General features: G+C 72.8%; 24 protein-coding genes. 14 read left to right on the forward strand and 10 right to left on the reverse strand.

From position 1 onward, the window contains the following. Positions 1–127 precede the first annotated feature (127 nt). On the reverse strand, positions 128–529 hold the full coding sequence (locus tag ACPA54_RS14985) for an ATP-binding protein (RefSeq protein WP_423529794.1): 402 nt from the start codon (positions 527–529) through the stop codon (positions 128–130). Positions 530–686: 157 nt separating this feature from the next. Continuing rightward, positions 687–2,744 (reverse strand): bifunctional glycosyltransferase 87/phosphatase PAP2 family protein, encoded by a 2,058-nt coding sequence (locus tag ACPA54_RS14990; protein ID WP_423529796.1) that lies wholly within the window; start codon positions 2,742–2,744, stop codon positions 687–689. Between the two features lie 296 nt (positions 2,745–3,040). On the opposite strand from ACPA54_RS14990, the gene ACPA54_RS14995 reads away from it, so the two are divergent. Next, positions 3,041–3,565, forward strand: coding sequence for a GNAT family N-acetyltransferase (locus ACPA54_RS14995; protein ID WP_423529886.1), 525 nt, complete (start codon positions 3,041–3,043; stop codon positions 3,563–3,565). Here ACPA54_RS14995 and ACPA54_RS15000 read toward each other — a convergent pair. Continuing rightward, on the reverse strand, positions 3,562–5,313 hold the full coding sequence (locus ACPA54_RS15000; protein WP_423529798.1) for a phosphatase PAP2 family protein: 1,752 nt from the start codon (positions 5,311–5,313) through the stop codon (positions 3,562–3,564). The genes ACPA54_RS14995 and ACPA54_RS15000 overlap by 4 nt on opposite strands. A gap of 129 nt (positions 5,314–5,442) precedes the next feature. Between ACPA54_RS15000 and ACPA54_RS15005 the strand changes: the two genes are divergently transcribed. The 4 genes from ACPA54_RS15005 to ACPA54_RS15020 all read left to right on the forward strand — a co-directional run bounded on the left by ACPA54_RS15005 (position 5,443) and on the right by ACPA54_RS15020 (position 11,403). Continuing rightward, a complete protein-coding gene (locus ACPA54_RS15005) occupies positions 5,443–5,961 on the forward strand; it encodes a hypothetical protein (protein WP_423529800.1) in 519 nt (172 codons plus the stop codon). Positions 5,962–6,084: 123 nt separating this feature from the next. Further along, entirely contained in the window at positions 6,085–6,600 is a 516-nt protein-coding gene (locus ACPA54_RS15010) for a transglycosylase family protein (RefSeq protein ID WP_423529802.1), read from the forward strand. A gap of 79 nt (positions 6,601–6,679) precedes the next feature. Beyond that, positions 6,680–7,936 carry a metallophosphoesterase family protein gene (locus ACPA54_RS15015; RefSeq protein WP_423529804.1) on the forward strand — a complete coding sequence of 419 codons (1,257 nt, stop codon included), beginning with the start codon at positions 6,680–6,682 and terminating at the stop codon, positions 7,934–7,936. Beyond that, entirely contained in the window at positions 7,933–11,403 is a 3,471-nt protein-coding gene (locus tag ACPA54_RS15020; protein WP_423529806.1) for an AAA family ATPase, read from the forward strand. Before ACPA54_RS15015 ends, ACPA54_RS15020 begins: the two co-directional genes overlap by 4 nt. Positions 11,404–11,469: 66 nt before the next feature. On the opposite strand, the gene ACPA54_RS15025 is transcribed toward ACPA54_RS15020, so the two are convergent. The 3 genes from ACPA54_RS15025 to ACPA54_RS15035 are packed head-to-tail and all read right to left on the reverse strand — an operon-like array spanning position 11,470 to position 13,222. After that, the gene (locus ACPA54_RS15025) at positions 11,470–11,991 is read right to left on the reverse strand and encodes a Dabb family protein (RefSeq protein WP_423529808.1); all 522 of its coding nucleotides are present in this window, start codon (positions 11,989–11,991) and stop codon (positions 11,470–11,472) included. Then, positions 11,988–12,311, reverse strand: coding sequence for a hypothetical protein (locus ACPA54_RS15030; RefSeq protein ID WP_423529810.1), 324 nt, complete (start codon positions 12,309–12,311; stop codon positions 11,988–11,990). Before ACPA54_RS15030 ends, ACPA54_RS15025 begins: the two co-directional genes overlap by 4 nt. After that, positions 12,308–13,222: a TIGR03619 family F420-dependent LLM class oxidoreductase gene (locus tag ACPA54_RS15035; protein WP_423529812.1), complete on the reverse strand. Its 915-nt coding sequence runs from the start codon at positions 13,220–13,222 to the stop codon at positions 12,308–12,310. The genes ACPA54_RS15030 and ACPA54_RS15035 overlap by 4 nt, the downstream gene beginning before the upstream one ends. A gap of 124 nt (positions 13,223–13,346) precedes the next feature. On the opposite strand from ACPA54_RS15035, the gene ACPA54_RS15040 reads away from it, so the two are divergent. Then, the gene (locus tag ACPA54_RS15040; protein ID WP_423529814.1) at positions 13,347–13,979 is read left to right on the forward strand and encodes a TetR/AcrR family transcriptional regulator; all 633 of its coding nucleotides are present in this window, start codon (positions 13,347–13,349) and stop codon (positions 13,977–13,979) included. Between the two features lie 39 nt (positions 13,980–14,018). Here the strand turns inward: ACPA54_RS15040 and ACPA54_RS15045 are convergent, their stop codons facing one another. After that, the gene (locus tag ACPA54_RS15045) at positions 14,019–14,237 is read right to left on the reverse strand and encodes a hypothetical protein (protein WP_423529816.1); all 219 of its coding nucleotides are present in this window, start codon (positions 14,235–14,237) and stop codon (positions 14,019–14,021) included. 426 nt (positions 14,238–14,663) lie between these two features. Here ACPA54_RS15045 and ACPA54_RS15050 point away from each other — a divergent pair, with 426 nt between their 5' ends. From ACPA54_RS15050 to ACPA54_RS15085, 8 genes are all read left to right on the forward strand, one after another. Beyond that, positions 14,664–15,956, forward strand: coding sequence for a glycosyltransferase (locus ACPA54_RS15050; RefSeq protein ID WP_423529888.1), 1,293 nt, complete (start codon positions 14,664–14,666; stop codon positions 15,954–15,956). Between the two features lie 134 nt (positions 15,957–16,090). Continuing rightward, the gene (locus tag ACPA54_RS15055) at positions 16,091–16,894 is read left to right on the forward strand and encodes a GntR family transcriptional regulator (RefSeq protein WP_423529818.1); all 804 of its coding nucleotides are present in this window, start codon (positions 16,091–16,093) and stop codon (positions 16,892–16,894) included. 223 nt (positions 16,895–17,117) lie between these two features. Further along, positions 17,118–18,245 (forward strand): TIGR03364 family FAD-dependent oxidoreductase, encoded by a 1,128-nt coding sequence (locus tag ACPA54_RS15060; protein ID WP_423529820.1) that lies wholly within the window; start codon positions 17,118–17,120, stop codon positions 18,243–18,245. Between the two features lie 51 nt (positions 18,246–18,296). Then, a complete protein-coding gene (locus tag ACPA54_RS15065) occupies positions 18,297–18,986 on the forward strand; it encodes a phosphonatase-like hydrolase (protein ID WP_423529822.1) in 690 nt (229 codons plus the stop codon). A gap of 37 nt (positions 18,987–19,023) precedes the next feature. Next, the gene (locus ACPA54_RS15070; protein ID WP_423529824.1) at positions 19,024–20,139 is read left to right on the forward strand and encodes a 2-aminoethylphosphonate ABC transporter substrate-binding protein; all 1,116 of its coding nucleotides are present in this window, start codon (positions 19,024–19,026) and stop codon (positions 20,137–20,139) included. 210 nt (positions 20,140–20,349) lie between these two features. After that, complete coding sequence (locus ACPA54_RS15075) at positions 20,350–21,498, forward strand: ABC transporter ATP-binding protein (RefSeq protein WP_423529890.1); 1,149 nt, start codon at positions 20,350–20,352, stop codon at positions 21,496–21,498. Then, positions 21,495–22,403, forward strand: coding sequence for a 2-aminoethylphosphonate ABC transporter permease subunit (locus ACPA54_RS15080; RefSeq protein WP_423529826.1), 909 nt, complete (start codon positions 21,495–21,497; stop codon positions 22,401–22,403). The genes ACPA54_RS15075 and ACPA54_RS15080 overlap by 4 nt, the downstream gene beginning before the upstream one ends. Then, positions 22,384–23,184, forward strand: coding sequence for an ABC transporter permease (locus tag ACPA54_RS15085; RefSeq protein WP_423529828.1), 801 nt, complete (start codon positions 22,384–22,386; stop codon positions 23,182–23,184). Before ACPA54_RS15080 ends, ACPA54_RS15085 begins: the two co-directional genes overlap by 20 nt. Positions 23,185–23,223: 39 nt before the next feature. Here the strand turns inward: ACPA54_RS15085 and ACPA54_RS15090 are convergent, their stop codons facing one another. The 3 genes from ACPA54_RS15090 to ACPA54_RS15100 form a co-directional block, all read right to left on the reverse strand. Further along, on the reverse strand, positions 23,224–24,093 hold the full coding sequence (locus ACPA54_RS15090) for a spermidine synthase (protein ID WP_423529830.1): 870 nt from the start codon (positions 24,091–24,093) through the stop codon (positions 23,224–23,226). Between the two features lie 65 nt (positions 24,094–24,158). Then, the gene (locus tag ACPA54_RS15095) at positions 24,159–25,202 is read right to left on the reverse strand and encodes a 5'/3'-nucleotidase SurE (RefSeq protein WP_423529832.1); all 1,044 of its coding nucleotides are present in this window, start codon (positions 25,200–25,202) and stop codon (positions 24,159–24,161) included. A 252-nt stretch (positions 25,203–25,454) separates the two neighbouring features. Then, positions 25,455–25,916, reverse strand: a complete 462-nt coding sequence (locus ACPA54_RS15100; protein ID WP_423529834.1) for a hypothetical protein — start codon at positions 25,914–25,916, stop codon at positions 25,455–25,457. Positions 25,917–26,804: the final 888 nt, after the last annotated feature.

Below are 26,804 nucleotides of genomic sequence, written 5' to 3' on the forward strand. Positions count from 1 at the left end.
GCTGTGGGTTTTTTTTTTTTTTTTTTTTCTCCGGCGTCCCCGGCGCGGGGGGGCGGGGGTTCGTCCCCGCCCCCCCCCGCGCCGCCCCCCCCCCCCCGCGGGCCCCCCCCCCCCCGGGAAGGGGGGATTACAGACCGCCGAGGCCGCCCAGCCCGCCGAGTGCCGAGGTGGCCGCCGCGGGGGCGCCGATCGGCGACTGGACGTGCGCCGGAGCCTCCACGGGGGTGCCCGCGGCGGGTGCCGCCGCCGGCCGGCCCGCGGGGGCGGCCTCGGTGGCCTGCGTGGCGGCGGGCAGCGTGTTGTCGACGGTCTTGCTCGCGGACTCGGCCGAGTGGCCGACCGCGTTGGTGGCGCCCGGGAGCTGGTCGGTGACCGTGGAGGGGTCCGGGGCGGTCAGCCCGTTCAGCCCGCCGAGGCCGCCGAGCGGGTTGTCCGCGGCGTGGGCCGACGCAGCGCCCATCAGCGGCACCACACCCGCCGCGGCGATCAGCAAAGCGGTCCGGGCCACGCGGCGCGTCTTGGGGGACATCGTGCTCCTCACGGTCGAACATCGGTTCATCGGTTGCAGCAGATGCCGATCCCATTACGGGAACGGCACAGTGCCTACCGCTCGACCGGGCGGGGAGATGCGGGTGCGCCGGGCAAAGGCTTGGCAATGCCTTGGGTTGCCACCCGGGTTACCCCCGTCATTTTGTGGAGAGCTGTCGAATCCTCCGGCGGATCCATGGCGTGTCTCGACCGTCCGGATCGTTGGTGCCGTCGGGGTCGCCGCCCCGGTTCCGGGCGTTGGGCACCTTGGCCGGCGGGATGCCGCCGGCCGGGCCGGCGAAGGCGCTCCGCCCGGTCAGCACGTACTGCACCGCGAAGCCGATGGAGATGACCACGACGCCGCCGACCGCGTCCAGGATGTAGTGGTTCGCCGTCGACATGACCACGAACGTCGTGGTGAGCGGGTAGAGCAGCCCGGCCGCCCGCATCCACCGGCGCGGGGCCAGCGCGAAGATCACCAGGCCGCACCACAGGGCCCAGCCGACGTGCAGGGACGGCATGGCCGCGTACTGGTTGGAGATCTGGGTGAGCGCGCCGAAATCCGGGTTGGCCAGGTCCTGCGGGCCGTGCACGGTGTCGATGTAGTCGAAGCCGGGCATCAGGCGCGGCGGCGCAAGCGGGTACAGCCAGAACCCGACGAGGCCGGTCGCGGTGGCGACGCACAGCACGGTGCGCGCCGAGCGGTACTGCGCGGGGCGCGTGATGTACAGCCAGGCCAGCAGGCTGAGCGGGACCAGGAAGTGGAACGTCTCGTAGAAGAACCCGGTGCACGACTTGAGCCAGTCGACCTTCGCGGTGAAGTGGTTGAGGCTGTGCTCGATGTCGATGTGCAGCGCCTTCTCCACGCCGATGACCTGGCGGCCGTGCTCCTCCGCGGTCGCGCGCTGGTCGGGGACCGAGGCGCGGATGAACGAATAGAAGGAGTAGCCGACCCGGATCAGGATCAGTTCCAGGATCAGGTTGGGCTTCGACAGCACCCGCAGGCCGTCCGGGAGCAGCGGGATGCGCCGCCCCGGCGTCCGGGCGGGGGCCGGCTCCGGCATCGTGGCGACCCAGTGCGGCGAGGACCTGAGCAGGAACGGCATCGCGACGGCGGCCAGCACGGCGAGCAGCAGCGGCGAGTTGTCGGCGATGGCCCGCGTCACGGCGAGGTTGCCCGGCAGTATTTCGTCGCTGTGGAAGAGCATCACCGCGGCGGCGAGCAGCGGCCACACCATGCGGTCGGCGCGGCCCTTGCCCAGCCGGCCCGCGGCGGCGAGCAGGATCCACAGCTGCTGGTGCTGCCACGACATCGGCGACACCGCGACGACGAGGCAGCCGACGATGGCGGCGGCCAGGACGGCCTGGTCGTCGCGGGCGTACGTCACCGCGCGCTTGAGGCCGAACCAGACGAGCGGCACGGCGAGGGCTGCGAGCACCGCGTATTCGGCGGGGCCGGTGAGCCCGATCCGCAGGAGCAGCCCGTGCAGCGACTGGTTGGCCAGGGCGTCGGCGGGTCCGCCGAGTCCGGCGCCGGCGATGTGGTGGACCCAGTAGGTCAGCGAGTCGTCGGGAAGCGCGGCCCAGGCCAGCGCGGTTCCGGCGGCGAAGGTGCCCGCGGACGTCAGCGCGGCGTTGCGCCGCCCGGTCAGCCACAGGAACGGCGCGAAGAGCAGCATGACCGGCTGGAGCGCCATCGCGACGCCGGCCGCGACCCCGGCGGCCCGTACCGGTTCGCGGGACAGGCACGCGGGCAGCACGAGCAGCACCGGAAGCAGGCTGATCTGGCCCAGGGTCAGGTTGCCGCGCACCGGCAGCGACAGGAACATCAGCGAGATCAGCACGGGGGCGGCGAACAGCCGGGCGCGACGGCCCGAGGTCGCGGTCACGCTCCGAGCGACCAGTACGCCGACGGCGGCGACGATCAGCAGGGTCGTTATGGTCCAGACGACGCCGAGGGTCTCTTCGGCGGCCTTCGTCAGCGGCCGCAGCACAAGGCCGGCGAAGGGGGTCCCGGTGAACGGTCCCCCGGCTGCGTCGCCGTCGTAGAGCGACCCGGGCAGGTGGAGGACACCGCCGGTGCCGAGCCAGGTCTCGAGGTCGGCCAGCCGCCGGCCCGGCGGGAGGCGGAGTGTGTGGGCCGCCTGGCGGGCCGCCAGAAGCGCCGCGAGGAGCCAGAGGGCCGCCGGAGCGAGGGGGATTCTGGTCCGCCGCACGTCCGCGGGATTCCTGCCCCCCGTCCGAGTCATGTGCCGTCTCCCCTGGTCGATCCGATCGGCCGGTCCGGGCGGGGTACGTCCGGGTCGGCCGCCGCCGTTTCCCGGGCGTCCGCACGTGGTCGCGCGTCCGTCGGGACGGGCGCCTCCGCCACGATGTCATCGCGTCGGCGGTTGGGAAAGCAGGGCCCGCCGGGACACGCCATCCCCGTATTCTCGACCAGACCAGGACGTGCCGCAGAACCGCTCGGCGCGCCGGACCGGCAGGCTGGAGGGCCGCGACCGTGCACGACGTCATGTTCCGGACCGCGACGGACACCGACATTCCGGCCCTGGTGGCGCTCGTCGAATCGGCGTACCGCGGCGATTCGAGCCGCCGCGGATGGACCACCGAAGCGGACCTGCTGCACGGGCAGCGGACCGATCCGGAGGGCGTCGCCGAGGTCCTCGCCAAGCCGGACAGCCGGATGCTGGTCGCGCTGCGCGGCGACGTGCTCGCGGGCTGCTGCCAACTGGAGCGACGGCCCGAAGGCGTGGCCTATTTCGGCATGTTCGCGGTCGACCCGGAGCGGCAGGGCGGCGGTTTGGGGCGGCGTGTCCTGGCCGAGGCGGAGCGGATTGCGGCGGCCGAGTGGGGCAGCGGCGAGATGCACATGACGGTGATCAGGCAGCGTGCCGATCTCATCGCCTGGTACGTGCGCCGGGGGTATGCGCAAACCGGCCGGATGTCGCCCTTCCCATACGGCGACGAGCGTTTCGGGCGTCCGCAGGTGGATGATCTCGAATTCGAACTTTTGGTGAAAATCTTGCCGAAGCCTTAGTCGGCTTTGCCTGCCGCGGCGGATTCCGCCGGGCGTGTCCCCGGTTCACCCGGCCGCGCCGCGGCGGTACCGGGTGCGGGGACCGGTGCGGTCCCGAGCCTGGCCTGGAAAGCGGGCACGTCGTCGCGCAGCCGCCGCCCGGTGAGCGCCTGTTGGAGGAACACCGCGCCGGTCACCGCGGCCGCGGCGCCGACGCCGTCGAGGATCCAGTGGTTCGCCGTGCCGACGACCACGAACGCGGTTGCGCACGGGTAGAGCACCGCGAGCGCCTTGAGCCACCGCGACCGGGCCACGCAGACCACGGCGACCGCGCACCACAGCGCCCAGCCGATGTGCAGCGACGGCATCGCGGCGTAGCTGTTGATGAGCTGCGTGGCGAAGATGTAGCTGCGCGGCCCGTCCGGCAGCGACGCGACCATGCCGCTGCCCGGGTACAGCCGCGGCGGGCACAGCGGGAACAGCCAGAACCCGACGAGGGCGAGGCCGGTCGTGAAGGCCAGCACCGTGCGTGCGGTGCGGTAGCGCGTGGGGTGCCATATATAGAGCCACGCCAGGACCGCGACGGGCACCGTGTAGTGCAGCTCCCGGTAGTAGTCGAGCATCAGCTCGAACAGCCGCGTCGACTTCAGGGCCAGCCGGTTGACCGCGGGCTCGATGTTGAAGCGGAAGAACTGCTCCACGTCGACGACCAGGTCGGCGTTGTCGATCGCCTGGTCGCGCTGGTGCGGGATGCTCGTCCGCAGATCGCCGCGGATGTTCTGGTAGATCCAGTAGCCGGCCCGGATCAGCAGCAGTTCGAGGAGCAGGTTGGGGCGCGTCACCGGCCGGGCGAGCGAGGGCAGCAGCGCGCGGCGTCCGGCGGGCGGAGGCTCGGCGCGGCGCAGCCCCCAGTGCGGGTCGGCGCGGGAGCGGAACGGCAGCGCACACGCCGCGGCGACGGCCACCAGCGTGGGGACGTTGCCCAGCACGATGGACAGGTTCGCGTCGATGCGAGGGTCGATGGCGTCCGCGGGCACCGCGAGCGCGGTGAGGATCAGCACGGGCCAGACGGGGCGCTCTTCGGGGCGGGTGCCCAGGCGGCCGCCGAGGGCGAGCGGCAGCCACAGGAGTTCGTACGACCAGGACACCGGCAGCGCGGCGATCCCCGCGCACGCGGCGACGGCGATCGCGAGCAGCGGTTGCCCGTCGGCGTGGAAGCGCGCCGCGCGGCGCAGCGCGAGGACGCCGGCGGCGGCACCGAACAGCAGGGCCGCGGCGGTGAGTGCGGGGGTGTCGGCGCCGGTGATGCCGTGCGCGTATTCGCCGGCGATGCGCAGGAGCGTGCCGTGCACCGACGCGTCGGGGGTGTCCCCGGCGAGGTAGCGGTCGGTGAGCAGTGGGCGCCAGGACGATCCGGGCAGCCCGTCGAGCGCGGCCAGGGGCAGCACGGTGGCGGCGGCCGCGCCGGTGCCGAGGAGGGCGGCGCGGCGGCGGCCGGTGAACCACAGCAGGGGGAGTGCGGCGAGCGCGACGGGGTCGAAGGCTGCGGCGACGCCGCTGGCGAGGCCGCGCACCCGGCGCGGGGTGCGGCCGAGTGCGTCCGCGCACACGCCGGCGATGGCGGCGAAGACCAGGGGAGCGGTGTCGATTCCGTCGCGCACCGGTGCGGAACGCACCGCGAGGACGGCGGCCGCGGCGGCCGCGAGAAGGCCCAGGACGGTGGAGGGGACCTGCCGGGACCCGATCCGATGATCCGTCAGGTCGCGCATCCGGCCAACAGTACCGATGCCGCAACTCGGGCTCGCGGTCCGGGCTTTACCCAGCCGCAGCGGACGTGTTCGTGACAGCATGGCGTAGCGGGCAAGCGCAGGACCGGACGCCGTGGGGGAGTGGGAATCGTGTCGCAGCAGGAACCGCCGTACGGCCAGTCACCCTACGGGCAGCAGCCTTACGGACAGCAGCCGCACGGCCAGGGCCAAGGCGGCCAAGGCCAGGGCGGGAACCCGGCACCCGGGCCGTACGGCGCGCCCGGCTCCGGGTCGGGGCCGGGGCAGTACCCGGGCCAGGATCCGTACGGGTCGCAGCCGTACGGAGCGCAGCAGGGCGGTGCGCCGCAGTACGGCGAGCAGTCCTACGGCGACCCGTACAACCCGCAGCCGCCGCGTCGTTCGGGCCGCAGCCCGCTGATCACGCTGGTGCTGGCGCTCGTTGTGGTCGCGGCCATCGTGACCGGCGTCATCCTGGCCACCAAGGACGACGGCGGGGACGGCACGCCCGAGAAGTCGAAGACGCCGGGCAACCAGATTCCCGGGCTGCCCAGCGGCCTGCCCAGCGACCTGCTTCCGGGTGGCGGCCTGCCGACGGACTTGCTGCCGAGTGGAATTCCGTCGGACCTGATCGGCGGCCTCGGCGGCTGACCGCCGCCGCGGCAACACGCGGTGCGGTGTGGTGGGGCCGAAGTGCGCCGGATGAGTGACTGATCGGCGTGGTTTGACGCCAATAGTCCGTATTGTCGCGCCAGTTCCCTAGCGTCGAGCACCATGTATCGACGGATTGTCAGATCTTCGGTCCACGCGACGGCCGCCACCGTCCTCGCCCTGCTCGCCGGGGGCTTGGCGGCCACCCCCGCCCACGCCGTCCCCGACACCGTCTGGGATCGCCTCGCGATGTGCGAGAGCAGCGGACGCTGGGACATCAACACCGGCAACGGCTACTACGGCGGCCTGCAGATCCAGCCCTCCACCTGGGACGAAGCGGGCGGCACGGACTACGCGCCCCTCCCGCACCAGGCGACCCGCCGCGAGCAGATCACCGTCGCCGAGAAGATCCTGCGCATGCAGGGCTGGGGCGCATGGCCGCAGTGCGCGCGCCAACTCGACCTCTACTCCGTGCCGATCACCACGACCTACGTCGTCCAGCCCGGCGACTCGCTGTCCGGCCTCGCCGCCCGGTTCGACGTGGCCGGCGGCTGGCCCGCGCTCTACGAGATGAACCGCGACGCCATCGGCCCCGACCCGGACCGGCTCCTCGCCGGCACCCGCATCGAGATTCCCTGATCCGCCCGGCCCCGTCCGCGCGGCCATCTATCCTGGGTGACTTGCCGATCAACCGCCCGGATGGAGGGTCAGCGGCCGGATGAAACTGCTGCACGCTGCCGACCTGCACATCGACAGCCCGCTGCGCGGGCTGTCCCGGTATCCGGGGGCTCCGGTCGACGTCTTCCGCGGCGCCGCCCGCGAGGCGCTCGCGAACCTCGTCGACTTCGCGCTCGCCGAGGACGTCGGCGCCCTGCTCCTCGCCGGCGACGTCTACGACGGCGACTGGAAGGACTACCGCACCGGCCTGTACTTCACCGCGCAGATGCAGCGGCTGCGCGACGCCGGCATCCGGGTCTACATGGTCGCGGGCAACCACGACGCGCAGAGCAAGATCACCAAGGAACTCCGGCTCCCCGCCAACGTGCACCGGTTCTCCACCGCCCGTCCGGAGACCGTCGAGGACCACGAGCTGGGGATCGCGGTGCACGGCCAGGGCTTCGCCGACCGCGACATCCAGGACAACCTCGCCGCCGAATACCCCAAGGCCCGCGACGGCTACTTCAACGTCGGCCTGCTGCACACCGCCCTGCAAGGCGCCGAAGGCCACGACATGTACGCGCCGTGCCGCGTCGAAGACCTCACCGCCCGTGGCTACGACTACTGGGCGCTCGGCCACATCCACGCCCGCACCGTCGTCCGGGCCGGCGACCCGTGGATCGTGTTCCCCGGCAACCTGCAGGGCCGCCACGCCCGCGAGACCGGCCCCAAGGGCGCGACGCTGATCACCGTCGGCGGCGCCGACCCCGACGTCCGCCACCACGACCTCGACGCGGTCCGCTGGGAACACCTCCACGTCGACGTCTCCGGCGTGTCCGACGACAGCGGCGTCCTGGGACTCGCCGAACAGGCCATGCGCGGCGCCACGCGCGACGCCGACGGCCGCCCGCTCGCGGTGCGCATCAGCTTCACCGGCACCTCCGACGCCCACGAACTCCTGTGGCGCGACCGGGAACGCATCGACAACGAACTCCGCGCCGCGGCCATCGACATGGACGACCTGTGGGTCGAACGGATCCGCGTCGCCACCTCCCGCGTGACCGCCGACGAGGACGCCGCCGACACCACCGCGCTGCTCGGCGACGTGCGCCGCACCGCCTCCGCCCTCGGCGGCGATTCGGCGGCCCTGGAAAAGCTCGTGCGCGGCCTGCCCGGGCTCCGCGGCGCCGGCGGTGCGGTCGACGGCGACGGCACCGGCGTGGACGACCCGGCCTGGCGGAGCCGGGTCTTCGACGAAGCGGTCGACCTGCTCGCCGCCATGCTCGGCGGCGGCGCCCGCCCGGGAGGGGACGCGTGAGGATCGACCGGCTCGACCTGCTCGCCTTCGGCTGCTTCACCGACCGCACCCTCGACCTGTCCGCCCCCGGCGTGCACGTCATCGCGGGCCCCAACGAGGCGGGCAAGTCCACTGCTCGGCACGCCATCGGCCAACTGCTGTACGGCATCGGCGAACGCAGCCCCTACGGCTTCGTACACCCGCTCGCCGAACTCCGCCTGGGCGCCCTGATCAGGGACGCGCACGGCGCGCCCCTGGAGATCGTCCGCCACAAGCGCCGCAAGAACCCGCTGTGCGCACCCGACGGGACGCCGCTGGACGAACGCGAACTCGCGCGCGCGCTCGCCGACGTCCCCGCCGACGAGTTCCACGACGTGTTCTCCCTCGACCACGCGGAACTCCGACGCGGCGGAAAGGACTTGCTCGACGGCAAGGGCGACGTCGGCCGTGCCCTGTTCGAGTCGCGGTCCAGCAGCCGCCTCGCCGACGTGCAGGACGAACTCCAAAAGGAATCCGCCGCGCTGTGGCTCAAGGGCGGCCAGAAGCCCCGCATCAACCACGGCGCCAAACGGATCACCGAACTCCAGCGCGAGGTCCGCAGCCTCGCCCTCGAACCCCGCGAATTCGCGGCCGCCGAAAAGGCCGTTACCCGAGCCGAGGAAGAACACGCGCGCCTGGAGAGCGACTTGCGGGACGTCCGGGCCCGGCATGCCGCCCTCGCCCGGGTCCGTGCCGCACTGCCGCAGCTCGAACAGCGCCGCGAACTCCGCGCCGCCCGTGAGCAACTCGCGGGCTCCGGAAGCACCGTCGCGGACAACGTCGTCGACGAACTCGACCGGGTCACCGCCCGCCTCCGCAAAGCCGCCGACGAAACCGCACACGACCGCGCCGCGCTGATCGACACCGAAACCGACCTCTGCGCGCTGCCCGCCGACACCGCGCACCTCGACCACGCAGACGCGCTGGAAGCCCTGTCCGCCGAGGTCAGCGCGATCCGCGAGGCCGAGAAACAGATCGGCCTGGCCGAAGAAGAGCTCTGGGCACAGCGGCGCGCCGCCGAGGAACTCCTCGACGGAGTCCGCCCCGGACGCACGCTCGACGACCCGGGCGCCTACCGCATCGACAAGGCCACCGTCGACCGCATCGCCGCGCTGCGCCGCGACCTCGCCGGCCACGACACGGCACTGGCCGCCGCGCTGGAGCAGGAAACCCGGCGTGCCGCCAAGCTCGACGCCGCGCGGGCCGCGCTGGCCGAGGCCCCGTCAGCGGCCGACGCCGCCGCGTTGCAAGCCCTGCTGCATGCGGTCCCCGAAGGCTTCGCCGGGGATCTGGCCCGCGCCGAACAGCAGGTCGCCGACCGGCAGGCAAAGTGCGACGCCCTGCGCGCCCGCCACGGCCTGACCGGCCTCGACGACGACGCGATCGTGCGCCTCCCGCTTCCGGCCCGCGAGCAGATCGACGAACACCGTGCCGCGCTCGACACCCTCCGCGGCCGCGAGGACACGCTCGCGGCCCGCCGCGCGGAGACCGCCGAACGCCTGGACACCGCGCGCGAAGACCTGCAGCGGGTGCTGCGCGGCACCGCGCCGCCGACCCCGGACGAACTCGCCGCAGCCCGCAAGGAACGCGACGACTGGTGGGCGGACCTCGAAGCCGCCGCGCAGCCGACCGACGAACTCAAGGCCTCCTACCGGCAGTCCGTCCTGCACGCCGACAAGCTGGCCGACCGGCTGTGGGAGCACGCGGAAGACTCGCTGCGCCGCCTCGACCTGGAGTCCGCGATCGGACACGAATCCAGGCGCCTCGCCGCCCACGACGCCGACCTCGCGGACCTCGCCCGGACCCGGGACGACCTGGCCGCGCACTGGGCCGCGCTGTGGGAGCCGAGCGGCGTCGCCGCACCCGAGCCCGCCGCGGCCCCGCAGCTCGCCGACGGCGTCCGCGACCTGGCCGTCCTGATCGACGAAGCCCGCGCGTCCCGGCACGCCCTCGACGCGCTCCGCGAGGAGGAATCCGCGCTCGTCGCCCGGTTCCGCGCCGAACTGGAGAACGCCGGGGAGCCCACCGAGGCCACCGCGCTGCGCGAGCTGTCCGGTCTCGCCGACCTGCGCATCGACGCCGCCGCCGAAGCGCTCCGCGAGCGCGGCCGCGCCGAAGCCGCCGAACGCGCCGCGCTCGACGAACTCGAGGAGGCCCGCGAGGACGTCCGCCGCGCCGAGGCCGCCCGGGCCGCCTGGGAGACCGCCTGGGCCGACGTGGTCGGCGGCCTCGGACTCGACGGCCACGACCCGGACGCGCTGGCCGCCGCCGTGGAGACCCTTGAATCGGTCGCCCGGGACGCCGACGCCCTCGCCGACGCCGCCCGCCGCCGCGACGCCGCGGCTGCCCGGGTCGCCGACTTCGACCAGCGGCTCACGACGCTGCTGACCACCGCCTGGGGCACCGAACCGGCCGACGGCGACGTCCGGTTCGTCCAGCTCGCCGAGCACCACGCGGCCCTCGCCGCGGCGCGCACCGCCCGCGACACCCGGCAGTTGCTGACCGCGCAGGCCGACAAGCTGCGCCGCCGGATCGAGAACGGCGAGGCCGTGGCCGCGGACGCCGCCACGGAACTCGCCGCGCTGGTGGCCACCGCCGGGGTGGCCGACGAGGCGGCGCTGCGGGAGGCGGTCGCCCGTACTGTCCGGCTCCGCGAAGCGACCGGCCAACTCGCCGAAGCCGACCGGCTGCTGCGCGAGGCCGGAACGCCGATCGCCGAACTGGAACGGGATGCCGAAGGCTGGTCCGCCGCCGAACTGGACGCCGAACTCATGCAACTGGCTGCCCATGTCGACCGCGCCCAGGACGCCTACGACGCGCAGGCGACCGAACTCGGCAAGGCCCGCCAGGTGCTCGCCGGCATGGACGACTCCGCCCGCGCTGCCGCGGCGCTCGAGGAAGTCTCCGCCCAGACCGCCGAACTCGGCGCCGACGTCGAGCAGTACGTCCGCGTCGAACTCGCCCGCGAAGTCCTGCGCCGCTGCATCGAGGAGTACCGCCGCGACAACCAGGGCCCCGTGCTGCGCCGCGCCGAAGAACTGTTCACCGCGCTCACCGGCGGCCGCTTCACCCGCCTGGTGGTGGACACCGAGGCGAAGAAGGGCGGTCACGTCCTCACCGCCCGCCGCGCCGGGGCCGAGGAGAACGGCGAGGCCGTCGGCGTCGAAGCGATGAGCGAAGGCACCCGCGACCAGCTCTACTTGGCCCTGCGCCTGGCGACGCTCGACCGCTACGCCGAGGTCGACCGCGCGATGCCGATCGTTCTCGACGACATCGCGATGACCTTCGACGACGGCCGCACGAGCGAACTCCTGCGCGTGCTCGACGCGATGGCGGACACCTTCCAGATCATGGTGTTCACCCACCACCTGCACCTCGGCGCGCTCGCCCGCGAAGCGCTGCCCTCCGGCCGGGCGCACGTCCACGAACTGCCCGCCTTCGCGGGCTGAGCCTGCGGCGACCGCGGATCCGGCCACGCAACGCCGCCGGATCCGCGTATCGAGTCGCGCCGCGCGTCAGAGCACCGGCCCGTCCGCCCACCGGAACACGTGCGCCAGCTTCGGCGCCACGATCGACCCCGGCATCTCGCCGTCGAACCAGCGGTCCACATACGTCCAGTGGTACGGGTGCATCAGGTACTCGCCCGTCAGCCCCGCGACGTCCGCGAACTCCTGCTCCCACACGTGCGTCCATACCGAGCCCGGCGTGGCGACCCGGCTCAGGGCCCAGCTGCGGATCGTGGTGATGTGGTCGGGCATGGCCATCACGTCGGCCTCGAAGCGGCGGACGGTCTCGTCCGGCGTCCCGGGGCGCACCGACAGCAGCAGGGTGCGCTTGACCCGCCGTCCGTCCAGGGGCACCTGCCGTACGCCGACCGGCTGCAGGGCGACGGCTTCCGCCGCGCCTTCCGGGGCCCGCTCGCCGACGGCGTCCCACGTCGCGCCCAGGCCGCCGACGCTGCCCGGAAGGTCGGGGCCGCCCACCGTGCCCGCAGGGATCGGGACGTCGGCCGCGGCCAAAGCCACCCAGCGGGTCATGCGGTCACCTCCGGTGTGTCGACGAGCCCGACGTGCCGGGTGCGGCGCACCGCGAGAGCGTCGGTGTCCGCCCAGAACGCGGCCACCGCGGGGTCCGCGCCGGCCGCCGCGCGCATGCCGAAGAAGGCTTTCGCGCCGGGGAGTTTCCACAGGGTGTGGACAGCGATCGCATCGGTGTCCACATGCTCGCGCCAGCTTTCCACCAGCGTCAGGCCGCGCTGCACCGCTCCGGGAAGATAGTCCTGCCGCCAGGCGGCCGTCCACGCGTCGACGTCGGCGCCGCGGAGCACGACGGTGTCGAGGATCCGCACGTCGCTCACAGCTTCTCCAGGACCTCGTCGCGGTACCGGGCGATCTGGTCGCGCAGCGCGTCGAGGCCGCGCGGGCCCAGCAGGCCGTCCTCGCCCGCGATACGGGGGGCGATGACCAGGCGGGACGCGCCGTGCTCGACGAACTGCCGCACCCACGCCGGGTCGTTCTCCCGCTCCCGGTCGCAGCTGCCCGGCCACGCGGTGATCTCGATGTCCGCCGCGTCCCGCCCGGCGTCCGCCGCCGAGGTTCGCAGCAGGGCCGCCTGGGTCGCGAAGTCCTCGGCGGTGATCGTGTACGGGAACCAGCCGTCGCCGATCCGCCCGGCGCGCTGCACCGCCGGGTCGCTGTTGCCGCCGAGCACCACCGGGACGGCGCCGGATTCCGGGCGCGGCAGCGAGTTGAGGCGCTCGAAGGAGACGTGCTTGCCGGAGTAAGACGCGGGTGCGTCCGCCCACAGGGCGCGCATGGCGCCGACGCACTCCTCCAGGCGGCGGCCGCGGTCGGAGTAGGAGGTGCCGACAGCCGCGTACTCCTCCTTCTGCCAGCCGATGCCGAGGCCGAGCATCAGCCGGCCGTCCGAGTGCCGGTCGATGGTCGCCGCGCGCTTGGCCAGGACGACCGGGCTGTGCAGCGGCGCGACGACCATCGCGGTGCCGAAGCGCAGCGTGCGGGACGCGCCCGCGAGGAAGGCGATGGTCTCCAACGGGTCCGGCATCGGCACATGGGTGCCGCCGCTGGGGGTGCGGCCGGAGGCGGAGTACGGGTAGAGCGGCTCGTACTCCTCGGCGATCACCACGTGCTCGACCGTCCACACCGACTCGACGCCGCATTCCTCGAGCGTCCCGGCGAGGTCGCGGAGGAATCCGCCGGAGGTCACCAACCCGTCCGCGAACGGTGCCATCATGCCGAGCTCGACCATGCCGGGTCCTTCCTCAGGCCTGCTCCGGCGTTGCCCCGCCCGCACCGGGCGGAGGGCACCGGGCGCGGGCACCGGAGCTTGTTAATCGACTCCATTAGGTAATGGAACCGATTAATATCCGAGCATGGCGACGACGACAAGACCTTCCGCGGCGGAGACTCGCGCGTGCCTGATGCGCGCGGCCGAGCGGCTGTTCGCCGAGCAGGGCGTCGACGGGGCCCGCACCCGGGACATCACCGAGCGCGCCGGGCAGGCCAACTCGTCGGCGCTGCACTACCACTTCGGGTCCCGCGCGGGTCTGCGGCGGGCGATCATGGACGCCCACCAGGAGCGGGTGGAAGCGGCTCTCGCGGCCCGGCTGGCGGATGCCGACGCGAGCGACCTCGCATCACTGGTCCGCGCCTACGTGGAGGCCGAGGCGTCCGAGCTGGCGCACGACAGCGGTCGGGACTGCCTGCGGATCGTCGGCCAGGTGGCGCACGGCACCGGTTTCCGCGACGGGCAGGCGCACGAGGCGCTGGCCGGCGGCGCGCTCTGGGGGTTGTTCACCCAGGTCGCCGTGCTGCTGGTGGCCGACGGGCTGCCCGACGCGCTCGCCAACGAGCGCGTCGAGCTGATGGTCATGCTGGTGGGGGCGGCCTTCGCGGACCGGGCGCGGCACGTCCAGAGCGGACGTGCGCGCCCGGTGCCCGGTGAGGCGTTCCGGGCCGACCTGGTCCGGGTCGTCGCGGCGATGCTCCGCGCGCCCGGACCCTGAGGGAAACCCGCGGGGTCGGCCCGGGTCCGTTGCCTGGGTTCAGTGCACCGGCTTGAGTTCGTCGTGCCGGTACAGCGGGCGCAGGCCGTTGGCGAGGCGTACGCCGTACCAGCGGTACGGGGCCACCGGCGGGCGGTGGGCGTCACCGTAGACGTTCGCCACCTCGCCGAGCTGCCCCGCGCTCAGGCCTACCTGTACCCGGACGCGTGTTCCGACCGGATAGCCCTGTCCCCAGGACTTGGACGTGGTGTCACCCATGACAGGCACCGCCCTTCTGGCCCGGTGGCCATCGGCCACGCGCGGCCGCTCCAGTACCCCCGCCCGGATGTCTTCGGCGGCAAACCCCATCAGCTTGAGCGCATTTGAGTGATTACCATCTGATTCACCCGCACTCGTGAACCGGGTGTGGGCCGTCCGGCTCAACCCGCCGCGCCGTTTCCCCCGGGCGGCGGCACACTGCGCCCGGCAACCGGGTGACCGGAACCTCGAACGGCGGTGTCCCGGGCGGCGGAGTGCGCACCCGCGGCATCGGCCACCCCCTAGGTGTCGGCCGCCGGACGGCGTCACCGGAGCGGCCGGGCGGGGGAAGCGCGCGCCAGGCCCCCCGGCGGGGGTCGGACGAGGCGTCCGATCCTCGCGCCCGCGCGCTCGGACTGACAGGCTGTCCGGGTGGATGTGCTCGTGATGATCCTCGCGGTGGCCGCCGGTCTGTCGCTCGCGGCCTGGGTATACCTCGCCCGCTTCCACGGCGGTTTCTGGAGCACCGGGGAACGGCTCGGCGGGCGCGGGCTGCTGCGCCCCGAAGATCCGCCGCCGGTGGTGATCGTCGTGCCCGCCCGCGACGAGGCGGACATCCTCGCCGGGTCGCTGCCGACGCTGCTCGCGCAGGACTACCCCGGTCCGGCCCGGGTGATCCTGGTCGACGACGGCAGCACCGACGGCACCGGCGACCTCGCCCGCTCGCTGGGCGCTGCCCCCGACGCGCGGCTGCCCCTCAGCGTCACCACTCCCGGCCCGCCGCCGCCCGGCTGGACCGGCAAGCTGTGGGCGCTGCGGCACGGCGTCGAGACCGCCGAGGCGGACGCCGGGCACGACGGCCCCGAGTACTTCCTCTTCACCGACGCCGACATCGCGCACGCCCCGGACTCCCTGACCCGCCTGGTCACCGAAGCCGACGCCCGCGTCGACTACGACGTCATCGGCACCGGACCCGCGGCGCGGCTCATGGCGCGCACCTACCCGGGCCCGTTCGCGCTGGTGTCGGTGATGGCGCGGCTGCGCGTCGACACCCGGTGGGAGCGGGTCGTCGTGCCCGCGTTCGTGTACTTCTTCGCCAAGCTGTTCCCGTTCCGCCGGGTCAACGACCCCCGCCGCCGCACCGCGGCCGCGGCCGGCGGCTGCGTGCTCGTGCGCCGCGACGCGCTGGCCCGCGCGGGCGGCATCGAGGAGATCCGCGCCGCGGTGATCGACGACGTCAGCCTCGGCACCGCGGTCAAGCGCAGCGGCGGCCGGGTGCGCCTGGTCCTGGCGGACCCGCCGGGACGGGACGGCGCCCCGGTGAACGTCACGAGCATCCGCCCCTACCCGCGCCTGGCGGACCTGTGGCGCATGGTCTCGCGCAGCGCGTTCGCGCAACTGCGGCACTCGTGGCTGCTGCTGGCCGGCACCGTCGTCGGGCTCGCGCTGATCTACCTGGCCGCGCCGGTCACGCTGCTGGTCGGGGCGATCACCGGCAACATCGTGCTGATGGTGCTCGGCGGGCTGTCGTGGGCGCTGATGACCGCGACGTACATCCCGATGGTCGTCTACTACGGACGCCCGTTCTACGAGGCCTTGCTGCTGCCCTTCGCCGCGACGCTCTACCTCGGCATGACCGTCGACTCGGCGATCCAGCACGCCCGCGGCCGCGGAGCCGCGTGGAAGGGACGCACCTACCCCGCCCCGGGCGAGACACCCGAGCCCGACCGGATCGCCTGAGCGTGCTCGCGGGCGCAGGCACGGGCACGGGCACGGGAGCGAGCGCGGGCACGGGCACAGGAGCGAGCGCGGCCGCTCCGCCGATCGCGCGGCGATCCGGAATCGCGGGCCCGGCGACCCCCTAGGCTCGACTCATGCCCGCCGACCCGCCCGCCGACGCGGGCGATTCCCCCGTGCGCCCGGCCCGGCCCGACGCCATCGCCCGGCCGTTCCGCGACGGTGTCCCCGAACACGGCCGCGTCCCCAAGTCCTACGCCGTCAAAATGCGCCTGCTCCGCCTCATGGACGAACTCGGCGAAGACGCGCTGCTCCCGCCCGAACGCGAACTCGCCGCGGAGTACGAAGTCGCCCGCAGCACCGTCCGCGCCGCGATCAACGAGCTGATCATGGAAGGGCGGCTGCGTTCCGCCCGCGGCCGCGGCACCTACGTCGCCCCGCCCAAGCTCGTCCAGCCGCTTACCCTCGCCAGCTACACCGAGTCGGTGCGCTCGATGGGCATGACGCCCGGCCGCCGCACGGTGACCCTCGAACACCACGTCGCCCAACCCGATCTGGCACGCCGACTCGCCCTCCGCACGGGCGATCTGACGGTGCATCTGGAGCGCGTGCTGCTCGCCGACGGCGAACCGATAGGGCTGGAGAGCACCTATCTGCCGCTCGACCGGTTCCCGCGGCTGCTCGAGGTGCTGCGTCCCGAAGAATCGTTGTACCGCTGCCTTCAGGACGACCTCGGCGTGGTGTTCGCCGAAGCCGACGAGACCGTCGAGACCGTGCTGGCCGCGCCCCGCGAGGCGCTGCTGCTCGGCACCAACCCGGCGATGCCGATGCTGCTGACCATGCGCACCTCGTACGACCCCGACGGGGTGCCGATCGAGCGGGTCCGCCAGCTCTTCCGTGGCGACCGCATCGGGTTCGCCACCCGGCTGCGCGCGCAATGAGCCGGGCCGCATGAGCCCGGCAGCCCCGACGGAGTCCCGCACGGGTCACGCCTCCGCCGCGCGTTGATAACGAGAAAGTAACAGGTCCGGACCTTAACGGGCTGTTCACTCGAGCGCCACACCGCCTCCGCCTGTCCGGCACCGGCCGCGCCCACGCTGGTCACCGTCCAGCCGGGACGCCGCAGCCGTGCGGGTGTCCCCGTGAACTGCCGGGAGGCGCAAGGTGCGGATCGTCGTGGTCGGGGGAGGCGTGCTCGGCACGATGCACGCGTGGGAAGCGGTCGCCCGCGGCCACGAAGTCGTGCACCTCGAGCGCGAAGCCGAGGCCCGCGGCGCCTCGGTCCGCAACTTCGGCCTGGTCTGGATCGGCGGCCGCGCCGTCGGCGCCGAACTGCGCACCGCCGTGCGCGCCCGCGAACTGTGGGAGCGCATCGGCGCGGACGTGCCCGGCGTCGGCTTCCGACCGGCCGGCTCGCTCACCGTGTGCCGCAACGCCGAGGAAGTCGCCGTCGCGGAAGCGGCGCTGACGCTGCCCGACGCCGGGGAGCGCGGCTTCAAGGTGCTCAGCACCGCCGAGGCCCGCACGCTCAACCCGGCGCTGCGCGGCACCTTCGAAGCCGCGCTGTGGTGCGCGAACGACGGCGCCGTCGAATCCCGCATCGCACTGCCCGCGCTGCGCGCCCGCCTCGCCGCGACCGGCCGCTACACCTGGCTGCCCGGCCGCGAAGTCCGCGGCCTGACCGCCGACGGCACCGGAGTCCGCGACGACCACGGCACCGAGCACCGCGGCGACGCGGTCTTCCTGTGCCCCGGCGCGAACCTGGCCGGGCTGGTGCGCGAACTCGAACCGGAGATCCCCGTCCGCCGCGTGCGGCTCCAGATGATGCAGACCGACCCGCTCGACGAGCCGCTCACCACCGCGGTCGCGGACGGCGACAGCTTCCGCTACTACCCGGCCTACGCGAGCCCCGCCCTCGACACGCTCGCCGCCGCCCACCCGCAAGGCCCCGTGCCCGCCGCGCACAAGATGCAACTCCTCATGGTGCAGCGGCTCGACGGGTCGCTGACCATCGGCGACACCCACGAATACGCCGAACCCTTCGCCTTCGACGTGGTGCACGACCCCTACGACCACCTCGTCGAGGTCGCCGAAGACCTGCTCGGCCGTCCGCTCCCCACCGTCCGCCGCCGCTGGGCCGGCGTCTACGCGCAGACCACCCCGGCCGGCGACCCGATCGTGCACCGCCGCGAAGTCGCCCCCGGAACCTGGCTGGTCACCGGCCCCGGCGGCCGCGGCATGACGTGCTCGCCGGCCATCGCCGAAGAGACCGCCGACCGCGCCGGACTCTGACCGACCCGCCCAGCCCCGCTCCCGCTGCTCCACGCCGGAAGGCCCACCACCATGACCCAGCTCGTCGTCCTCGACATGGCCGGCACGACAGTCGCCGACGACGGCCTCGTCGTCGAGGCGTTCACCCGCGCGATCGCCGCGGTCGGCGTCGACCGGGACACCCCCGACTACGACCGCATGCTCCACTACGTCCACGACACCATGGGCGAGAGCAAGATCAGTGTGTTCCGCGCGCTGCTCGACCACGACGACAAACGCGCCCGCGCCGCGAACGCCGCCTTCGAGACCGCATACGGCGACCTCGTCGCATCCGGCGCGTGCGCGCCGATTCCCGGCGCCGCCGACGCCATCGCCGAACTCCGCGGCGCGGGCGTCAAGGTCGCCCTCACCACCGGCTTCGGCCGGGACACCCAGGCCGCGATCCTCGACGCGCTCGGCTGGCAGGACATCGCGGACCTGGTGCTGTGCCCGGCCGACACCGAGCACGGCCGCGGCCGCCCCTACCCCGACCTCGTACTGACCGCCGTCCTGCGCCTCGGCGTCGACGACGTCCGCGAGGTCGCCACCGCCGGCGACACCGCCTTCGACGTGCTGTGCGGCCTGCGGTCCGGGGCGCGCATCGCGGCCGGCGTGCTCACCGGCGCCCACGACCGCACGGCACTCGCCGCGGCCGGCGCCACCCACATCCTCGACTCGGTGCGGGACCTGCCCGCACTCGTCCGCACCGGCTCGGCCGGCTGACGACGCACGACTCCCCGAAACCCCGAAAGGCACTCCGATGCGACGCATCCTCGGCTCGGTCGCCGTGGCCGGTGCGGTGGCGCTCACCGCCACGGCCTGCGGCGGCACCTCCGACAGCTCCTCCAACGCCGGCGGCACCAGCCCGCAGAGCCCCGCCGCGGCCGCCGCCGGCTGCACCGAGAAAGGCTTCACCGGCACCGCGGACGCCAAGACCGTGACCGTCTACTCGGTCGACGGACTCGGCGACTGGTACACCAAGCGCTTCGCCGAGTTCGAGAAGCAGACCGGCATCAAGGTGCAGATGGTGGAGTCCGGCTCCGGCGAGGTCGTCACCCGCATGGAGAAGGAGAAGGCCAACGTCCAAGCCGACCTGGCCGTCACCCTCCCGCCGTTCATCCAGCGTGCGGCCGCCGCCGACCTGCTGCAGACCTACACCCCGGCGTGCGCCGACAAGGTCCCCGCCGCGGGCCGCGACACCAACAACATGTACACGGCGATCAGCAACAACTACCTGTCCTGGATCTACAACCCGGACCAGGCCAAGCCCGCGCCCGCGAGCTTCAAGGACCTCCTCGACCCGCGCTTCTCCAAACGCCTGCAGTACTCGACGCCGGGCCAGGCCGGCGACGGCACCGCGGTGCTCCTCGAACTCCAGCACGTCTACGGCAAGGACGGCGCGCTCGAGTACCTCAAGCAGCTCGAAAAGAACAACGTCGGCCCGTCGTCCTCCACCGGCAAGCTCCAGCCGAAGGCGAGCAAGGGCGAACTGAGCGTGGCCAACGGCGACGTGCAGATGAACCTGGCATCCGTGCACAACGACAACTCGAACTTCAAGCTGTGGTTCCCCGCGGACGACACCGGCAAGAAGTCGACCGTCGCGCTGCCGTACTACGCGGGCGTCGCCAAGGGCGCGCCGCACGCCGACGCCGCCCGGAAGCTCCTCGACTTCCTGCTCGCCACCGACGCGCAGACCGCGCTCGGCACCGACGTCCGCGGCCTGCCGTCGCGCGAGGACGTCAAGCCCGCGGACTCCAACACCGCCGAGGTCAACGCCCTCATGCAGGGCGTCGAGGTCTACACGCCGGACTGGAACCAGGTCGTCAAGGACTTCGACGCGGACATCGCCGCGTACAACAAGGCCGTCGGCCACTGACGCACCGGCCGCGGCTCCGCGCCGGCACTCCGGTCCGGACGGAGCCGCGCCCGCCCCCGTGCGGCTCCGACCCCGCACCCGCCCCAACCTCCCTGCCCCCCACAGCCTTTCGCCAGGACGGAGGTGACCGCCCCGATGCCCGCAGTGCCCGCCGTGCCGGCCGCACCCGACAAGAAACCCGGATCGTTGATCGAGCGGCCGACCGACGACATGCCCGCGCCGCGGTCCGCCGACTCCGCCGACTCCGCCGACTCCGCGGGGCCGCCCGAACCCGCCGCCATCGGCATCACCGGCCTCACGGTCCGCTACGGCGCCGTGACGGCCCTCGACGCCCTCGACCTGCACGTCGCCCGCGGCGAAACCGTCGCCCTCCTCGGCCCGTCCGGCTCCGGCAAATCCACCGCCCTCAAGGCCGTCGCCGGATTCCTGCGGCCCACCGCGGGGCGCATCACCCTCGCCGGACGCGACGTCACCCACGAACCGCCCAACAAACGCGGCATCGGCGTCGTCGTGCAGAACTACGCGCTCTTCCCGCACATGCGCGTCGCCGACAACGTCGCCTTCGGCCTCCGCGCCCGCCGCGTGCCGCGTGCCGAGGTCGCCCGCCAGGTCGCCGAAGCCCTCGACATGGTCGGCATGGCCGCCTACGGCCGCCGCTACCCGCGCGAACTCTCCGGCGGACAGCAGCAACGCGTCGCCATCGCCCGCGCGCTCGCCATCCGGCCGCCCGTCCTGCTGCTCGACGAACCGCTGTCCGCCCTCGACGCCGCGCTGCGCGCCGACCTGCTCGGCGAACTCCAGCAACTGCGCGCCGACCTGCCGGACGTGGCGATCATGTACGTCACCCACGACCAGACCGAAGCCCTTGCCCTCGCCGACCGCATCGCGGTCATGCGCGACGCGCGGCTCGTCGACCTCGACGCCACCGGCCGCCTCTACCGCCGCCCGCCGAGCCCGTTCACCGCGGCCTTCCTCGGCGCCGCCAACCTGCTCCCGGCGCGCGTGCTCCGCGACTGCGCGGCGGACGCGGCGGGCACCCAAGCCCGGGTCGGCAGCCTGACCGTCGCCGTCGACCCGTCCCGCGCGTTCCGGCCGGACGACGACGCCCTGCTGGTCGCCCGGCCGCACACGCTCACCGTCGCCGCACCGGACGCCCCCGGCGTACTGCGCGCCCGCCTGACCGGCACGCAGTGGCGCGGCGCCACCTACCGGCTTACCTGCCTGCTCGACGACCCGGCCGGCACCGAAGTCCGGTGCGACGTGCCGTCCTTGGACGGCGTTCCGAGCCTCGGTGCGGCGATCGGCATTGCGCTGCCCGACGCCCCCTGCGTCCTCGTCCCCGCGGAGGCGGGCACGTGACCACGACCCTCGCCGCGGCCCCGACGGCCCCGGCCGCCGAAGCACCGCCTGCGGCCGCCGCACGGCCGCGCCGAACGGGCGCCCTGTGGCTGCTCCCGCCGCTCCTGCTCGTCGGCGGGTTCTTCCTCTATCCGCTCGCGCTCACCGTCAAGCAGTCGTTCGTCGGCAAGGACGGCGACGTCGGCCTCCAGGTCTGGCGCGACACCCTCGACTCGCCGGAATTCACCGACGCGCTCTGGCACACCGTGAAAATCGCGGTGCTGTCCACGCTCGGCTGCCTGGTCCTCGGCTTCTTCCTCGCCGTGGTGCTGAGCTTCGTGCCGTTCCCCGGCGCCCGGCTGGTCGCCCGGCTCGTCGACACGATCCTCGCGTTCCCGTCGTTCCTGATCGCGCTCGCCTTCACGTTCCTCTACGGCACCGTCGGCGTCGTCAACGCGGTCGCCGACGACCTGGGCGCCGGACAACCACTGGTCGGCTTCCTCTACTCCCCGTGGTGCGTGATCTTCGCGGAGATCACCTTCTACACGCCGTTCGTGATGCGCCCGCTCATGGCCGCCTTCGCCCTCGTGCCCCGCGAACGCCTCGACGTCGCGGCGAGCCTGGGCGCGTCCCCGTGGCGCGTCATCCGGCAGATCCTGCTGCCGGAAGCCCTGCCCGCGCTCGCCGCCGGCGGCAGCCTCACGCTGCTGCTCACCCTCAACGAGTTCGGCATCGTGCTCTTCATCGGCGCCAAAGACGTCACGACACTTCCCATGCTCGTCCACGCCAAGGGCGCCGTGACCTTCGACTACCCCGGCGCGTGCGTCGTCGCGGTCGTCGAAGTCGCTCTGTCCCTCGCGCTGTACGGGCTCTACCGGTTCGTTTTCTCGAGGACGGGGGCAGCTCGTGCTGGTGTGGTCGCGTAGCGGACGCCTCGCGGTCTGGGGCCTGTTCGCCCTCGTCTTCGTCCCGGTCGTGCTCGGACCGCTCGCCATCCTCGTCCTCGCCGCCTTCGCCGGCGACTGGAACTCCGTCCTGCCCGGTTCGTGGACCACGCAGCACATCCGCGACGCGACCGGCGGCACCAACCTCGACAGCGTGATCGTCAGCATCGAGACCGCGCTGCTCGCCGGAACCATCGCCGTGGTCGTCGGCACGTGGGCCGCGATCGCCGCCCGCAACGCCCCGCGCCCGCTGCGCCGGCTCACCGACGCGGTGTTCCACCTGCCGGTCGCGGTGCCGTCGGTCGTCGTCGGCCTGGGCATGCTCGTCGCCTTCAGCGACGGCCCGGTCCTGCTCAACGGCACCAAATGGATCGTCATCGCCGCACACGCGGTGCTCGTGGTCGCGTTCGCCTACTCCACGGTGTCCGCGGGCCTGGACCGCACCGACCGCATCTACGCCGACGCGGCGGCGAGCCTCGGCGCCGCGCCGTGGCGCGTCCTGCTCCGGGTGCGCCTGCCCATGCTGATGCCGTCGATCTCCGCCGCGGCGAGCCTGGCCCTGGCCCTGTCCATGGGCGAAGTCGGCGCCACGATCATGGTCTACCCGGCCGACTGGCGGACCCTGCCGGTCTCCGTCTTCACGCTCACCGACCGCGGCAAGGTCTTCCTGGGCTCCGCGGTCACGCTGACGCTACTGCTCGCCACGCTCGTGCTGCTGACCGTCGTCGGCATGCTGCGCGGCAAGGTCGAGGAACGGCGCTAGCGCGGGCCCTGGGCCCGGCCGCTTCGCGGCCCCTGCCACCTAGCGGCGTTCGAAGACCTTCGGCGGCGGCTTCGGGGAGGCCTGGGCGGTGGCGTCCAGGACCACCTGGGCGCCGCCGGTGAACGCCGCCAGCTCGCCGCCGTCCTCCACCCGGCCCGGGAACGGGTCCGAGGCCGTGCGCCGGCTCAGATCCGCGAGCGGGAGTTCGCGGCGCGACGCGACCACCACGACGTTGCCGAAACGGCGGCCGCGGAGCACCGCCGGGTCGGCGATCAGCAGCACATGCGGGAACAGCGCGGCAATGGTCGCCACTTGGGAGCGGACGAAGTCCAGGCGCCCGCCGTCGGCCAGATTCGCGGCGTACACGCCTTCGGGCCGGAGCGTCCGTACGACCTCTTCGACGAACTCCAACGACGTCAGGTGCGGCGGCACTTGCGATCCGCTGTAGGCGTCCACGACGGCGAGGTCGAAGAACCCGTCCGGCGCCTTCGCTGCGATCGCCCGCGCGTCCCCGTTGCGGACCCGGATGTGCGCGTTCTTGTCCAGCGGCAGGTACTCCCGCACGAACGCGATCAGCCGCGCGTCGATCTCCACGACCTGCTGCCGGGAGCGCGGACGGCTGGCCGAAATGTAGCGGGGAAGCGTCAGCGCGCCGCCGCCGAGATGCAGCGCCTGGATCGGCGTCCGCGGGGGAGCGCACAGGTCGGCGATGTGGCCGAGACGCCGGATGTACTCGAATTCCAGCCATGTCGGATCGTCGAGATCCACGTGCGACTGCGGTGCTCCGTCGGTGTAGAGCGTCCAGGCCCGCGACCGGTCGGGGTCCGGCTCCAGCGCCGCCTCCCCCGCGTCCACCTCGGCGCGGATCGGATCGGGCACACCCCGGCTGCGTCGCGGTTTTTCGGCCATGTGACCAAGTATCGGCAAAGCGCGGGCCCGGGGCACGGCCGTGCCCCGGGCCCGCGCGGTGCGGACTACTTGCCGTTCTTGACGAACTTCTCCAGCTTGTGGTCGTCGCCGCCGCCGTACGTGCGGTTCGAGTCGACCGCGCCCACGGTGATGTGGCCCTGGTTCAGCAGCGTCCAGTCGGCGTTGCGCTTCTCCTCCGGACGGCAGAACGTGCCCGGTGCGGCGCAGTCGCCCATGCCGATGGCGAACGTGTCGCCGGTCGGGACGTAGGTCACCGGCACCACCGTCTCGGTGCCGATCTCCGCCCACACCGGGCGGCCCGGGTTCCGGCCCTCGACCGCGTTCGGGTAGTTCACGCTCACCACGAACTTGTCGGTCAGCAGGTCCTTCTGCTTCAGACCGGCGACGAACCCGGGGATGAAGTCCGCGAACGCGCGGTAGGTCCGCTCGGTCACCTTGAAGGTGTCCATGTCCATGCCGGCGCTCAGCGCGATGGCCGGGACCCCGTTGTCGATGCCGGCGATCGCCGCACCGAGGGTGCCGGAGTCGTTGGTCACCGAGGCGACGTTCGGACCGGAGTTCGCGCCGGTCACCACCAGGTCGGGGCCGTTCTTCCAGCCGACCTTGGCGGCCAGGCCGCCGCGGACCGCGAGGCGGACGGTGTCCGCCGGGGTCGCGCTCGGCGTCGTCGGTCCGCACGGGGCGGAACCCTTGCACACGCCGAACACCACGCCCTTGCTCGGCGCGCCGGCGCAGTCGTTCTCGAAGCCGGCCGGCAGCGCGGTGCGCTGGGACACGGTGAGCGCGCCGGAGCCGGTCGCGCTGGTGCCCGCGCCGCTCATGTACGCCCACGGAGCCATGACGACGACGTCGGCACCGGCCGCGCACAGCGCGCGGCGGACCTCGTAGAGGCCGCGGCCGTCGGCGCCGTCGGGGCGCGCCATCTGCATCGAGTCGTCGTTGCTCAGCAGGATCTTCATGCCGGCGACGGACGGGCGGTCGTTGCCCTGGTGGTCCCAAGGCGCCGCACCCGCCGCGCCGGTCAGGGACAGGACGAGCGCGCCGGCGCCGACAGCGGCTGCGGGCACGGCGAAGAAACGCTTCTTCATCTGCATGGGTATCGGCCAACTCCGACGTCGGGAGAGCGTTCGGACGGCGACGGCAGGGGCGGCTGCCGAGGCGGAACGCTCGGGTCCGGATGACCGTAGAGCGAATCCCTAACGCCAGCTAGGTTTGTAATCAGAGCGTGATCGAAAGACTTCTCCCGCAGGTCGGTGGGGCGCGGAAACGCCGCCGGGCCCGACCGCGGAGCTGCGGTCGGGCCCGGCGGCGTGCTGTCGGGACAAGCAAAGGGAACGGGGTCAGCCGTCCGCGGTGAACTGGCCGCCCGCGAGCCGCGGGCTCGCTTCGACGGGGAGGACCTCCCAGGTCATCCGCTCGGCGGCGAAGAAGCACTGCGAGCGGCCGACGATGTCCACCGCGTCGACCGGCTCGTACTGGCTGGGCCCGTCCACCGGGTCGAGGTCGAGATAGAGCAGCTCGCCGTGCGCCGTGTCGGCGAAGCGGGACACGACCGGGTCGAAATAGAGCATTCCGGAGAACCCCTTGCCGTGTTCGATCCGGTAGTCGCGGAGCCCGGACAGGCGGAACTCGACCGGCGTCCACGGCCAGCCGTGCTCGCGGTCGCGCGCGTCGACCAGCACACGGGCGACGGCACCGCCCGGCGTGAACGGGTCGTCGATGCTCACATGGGTGACGCAGCCGTTTTCGAAGTCGTACTCGGCGAGCAGGTCGCCCAGAGTCTCTGGCGTGAGCAGCGGCATCGGCTCTTCAAGTCCTCCGGTCGATGTCGTATGACGACACCATGATGGGACCTGCGGCGCCGCCGTCTCCTCTCTGTCTACTCCCTGCACCTACTCCCCGCGGGTGAATCAGGTCCGCGAACCGGCCGCCCGGCGGCAGGTGTCCGACCTGCGGCGATCGGTCCGGGAAGCCCGGGAAGCCCGGTGTACCGGGCCGGCGCGGCAGGCAAACCTCGATTTGCGGCCGAGTGACGACGTGGGTACAGTCATCCCACCGCACAGCAGGGAGACCCGAGACTGCGTGTGTCCGGACCTCGTCCGGAGCGCACGTTGGCTGGTCCCGCGAGCGGTGATCAGCAAGACCTCGAACGAAGTACGACGCGCTATCGGCGCTTCGTGCTCGTTTGCCTGTGCCTGTGGATCTCTCCGGACTCGCACCGGAACGCAGCTCGTCACCGCCGATTAGGCGAAACGAAATGCGATCCGCTAAAGTTTGGAGCGCCGCAGGAAAAGCCCGCAAGGGAATATCCGAAGGCGAAAGCGGAAAGCGAAGCGGGCCGAAAGGATCTGCTAAGCTGGAGGCGCCGGAAGAAAAGCCGAAAGGCGGTTCGGAAGGCCGGCGGAAAGCGAAATCAGACCGGAAACGGTGTGATACGCTGGAAGCGCAGAAACAAAGAAACACAGTAAAAACGAAGAAGCGAAACGCCCGGAGAGACCGGTGAAAGGGTCTCAAAGGAAGCGTCCGTTCCTTGAGAACTCAACAGCGTGCCAAAAGTCAACGCCAAAGAATATCCCCGGCGTTCACGACGAAGCGGACCGTCCGGTCTGTGGAGTGTGTTCGCAGGGATTCCTTTGAAAAAATCCTCCGGCTGGTCAGCGGCCGGGGGTCACAGCAAGGACGCAAGCGCA

It is taken from the genome of Uniformispora flossi (assembly GCF_049534875.1).
GTDB classification, from domain to species: domain Bacteria; phylum Actinomycetota; class Actinomycetes; order Streptomycetales; family Streptomycetaceae; genus Yinghuangia; species Yinghuangia aomiensis.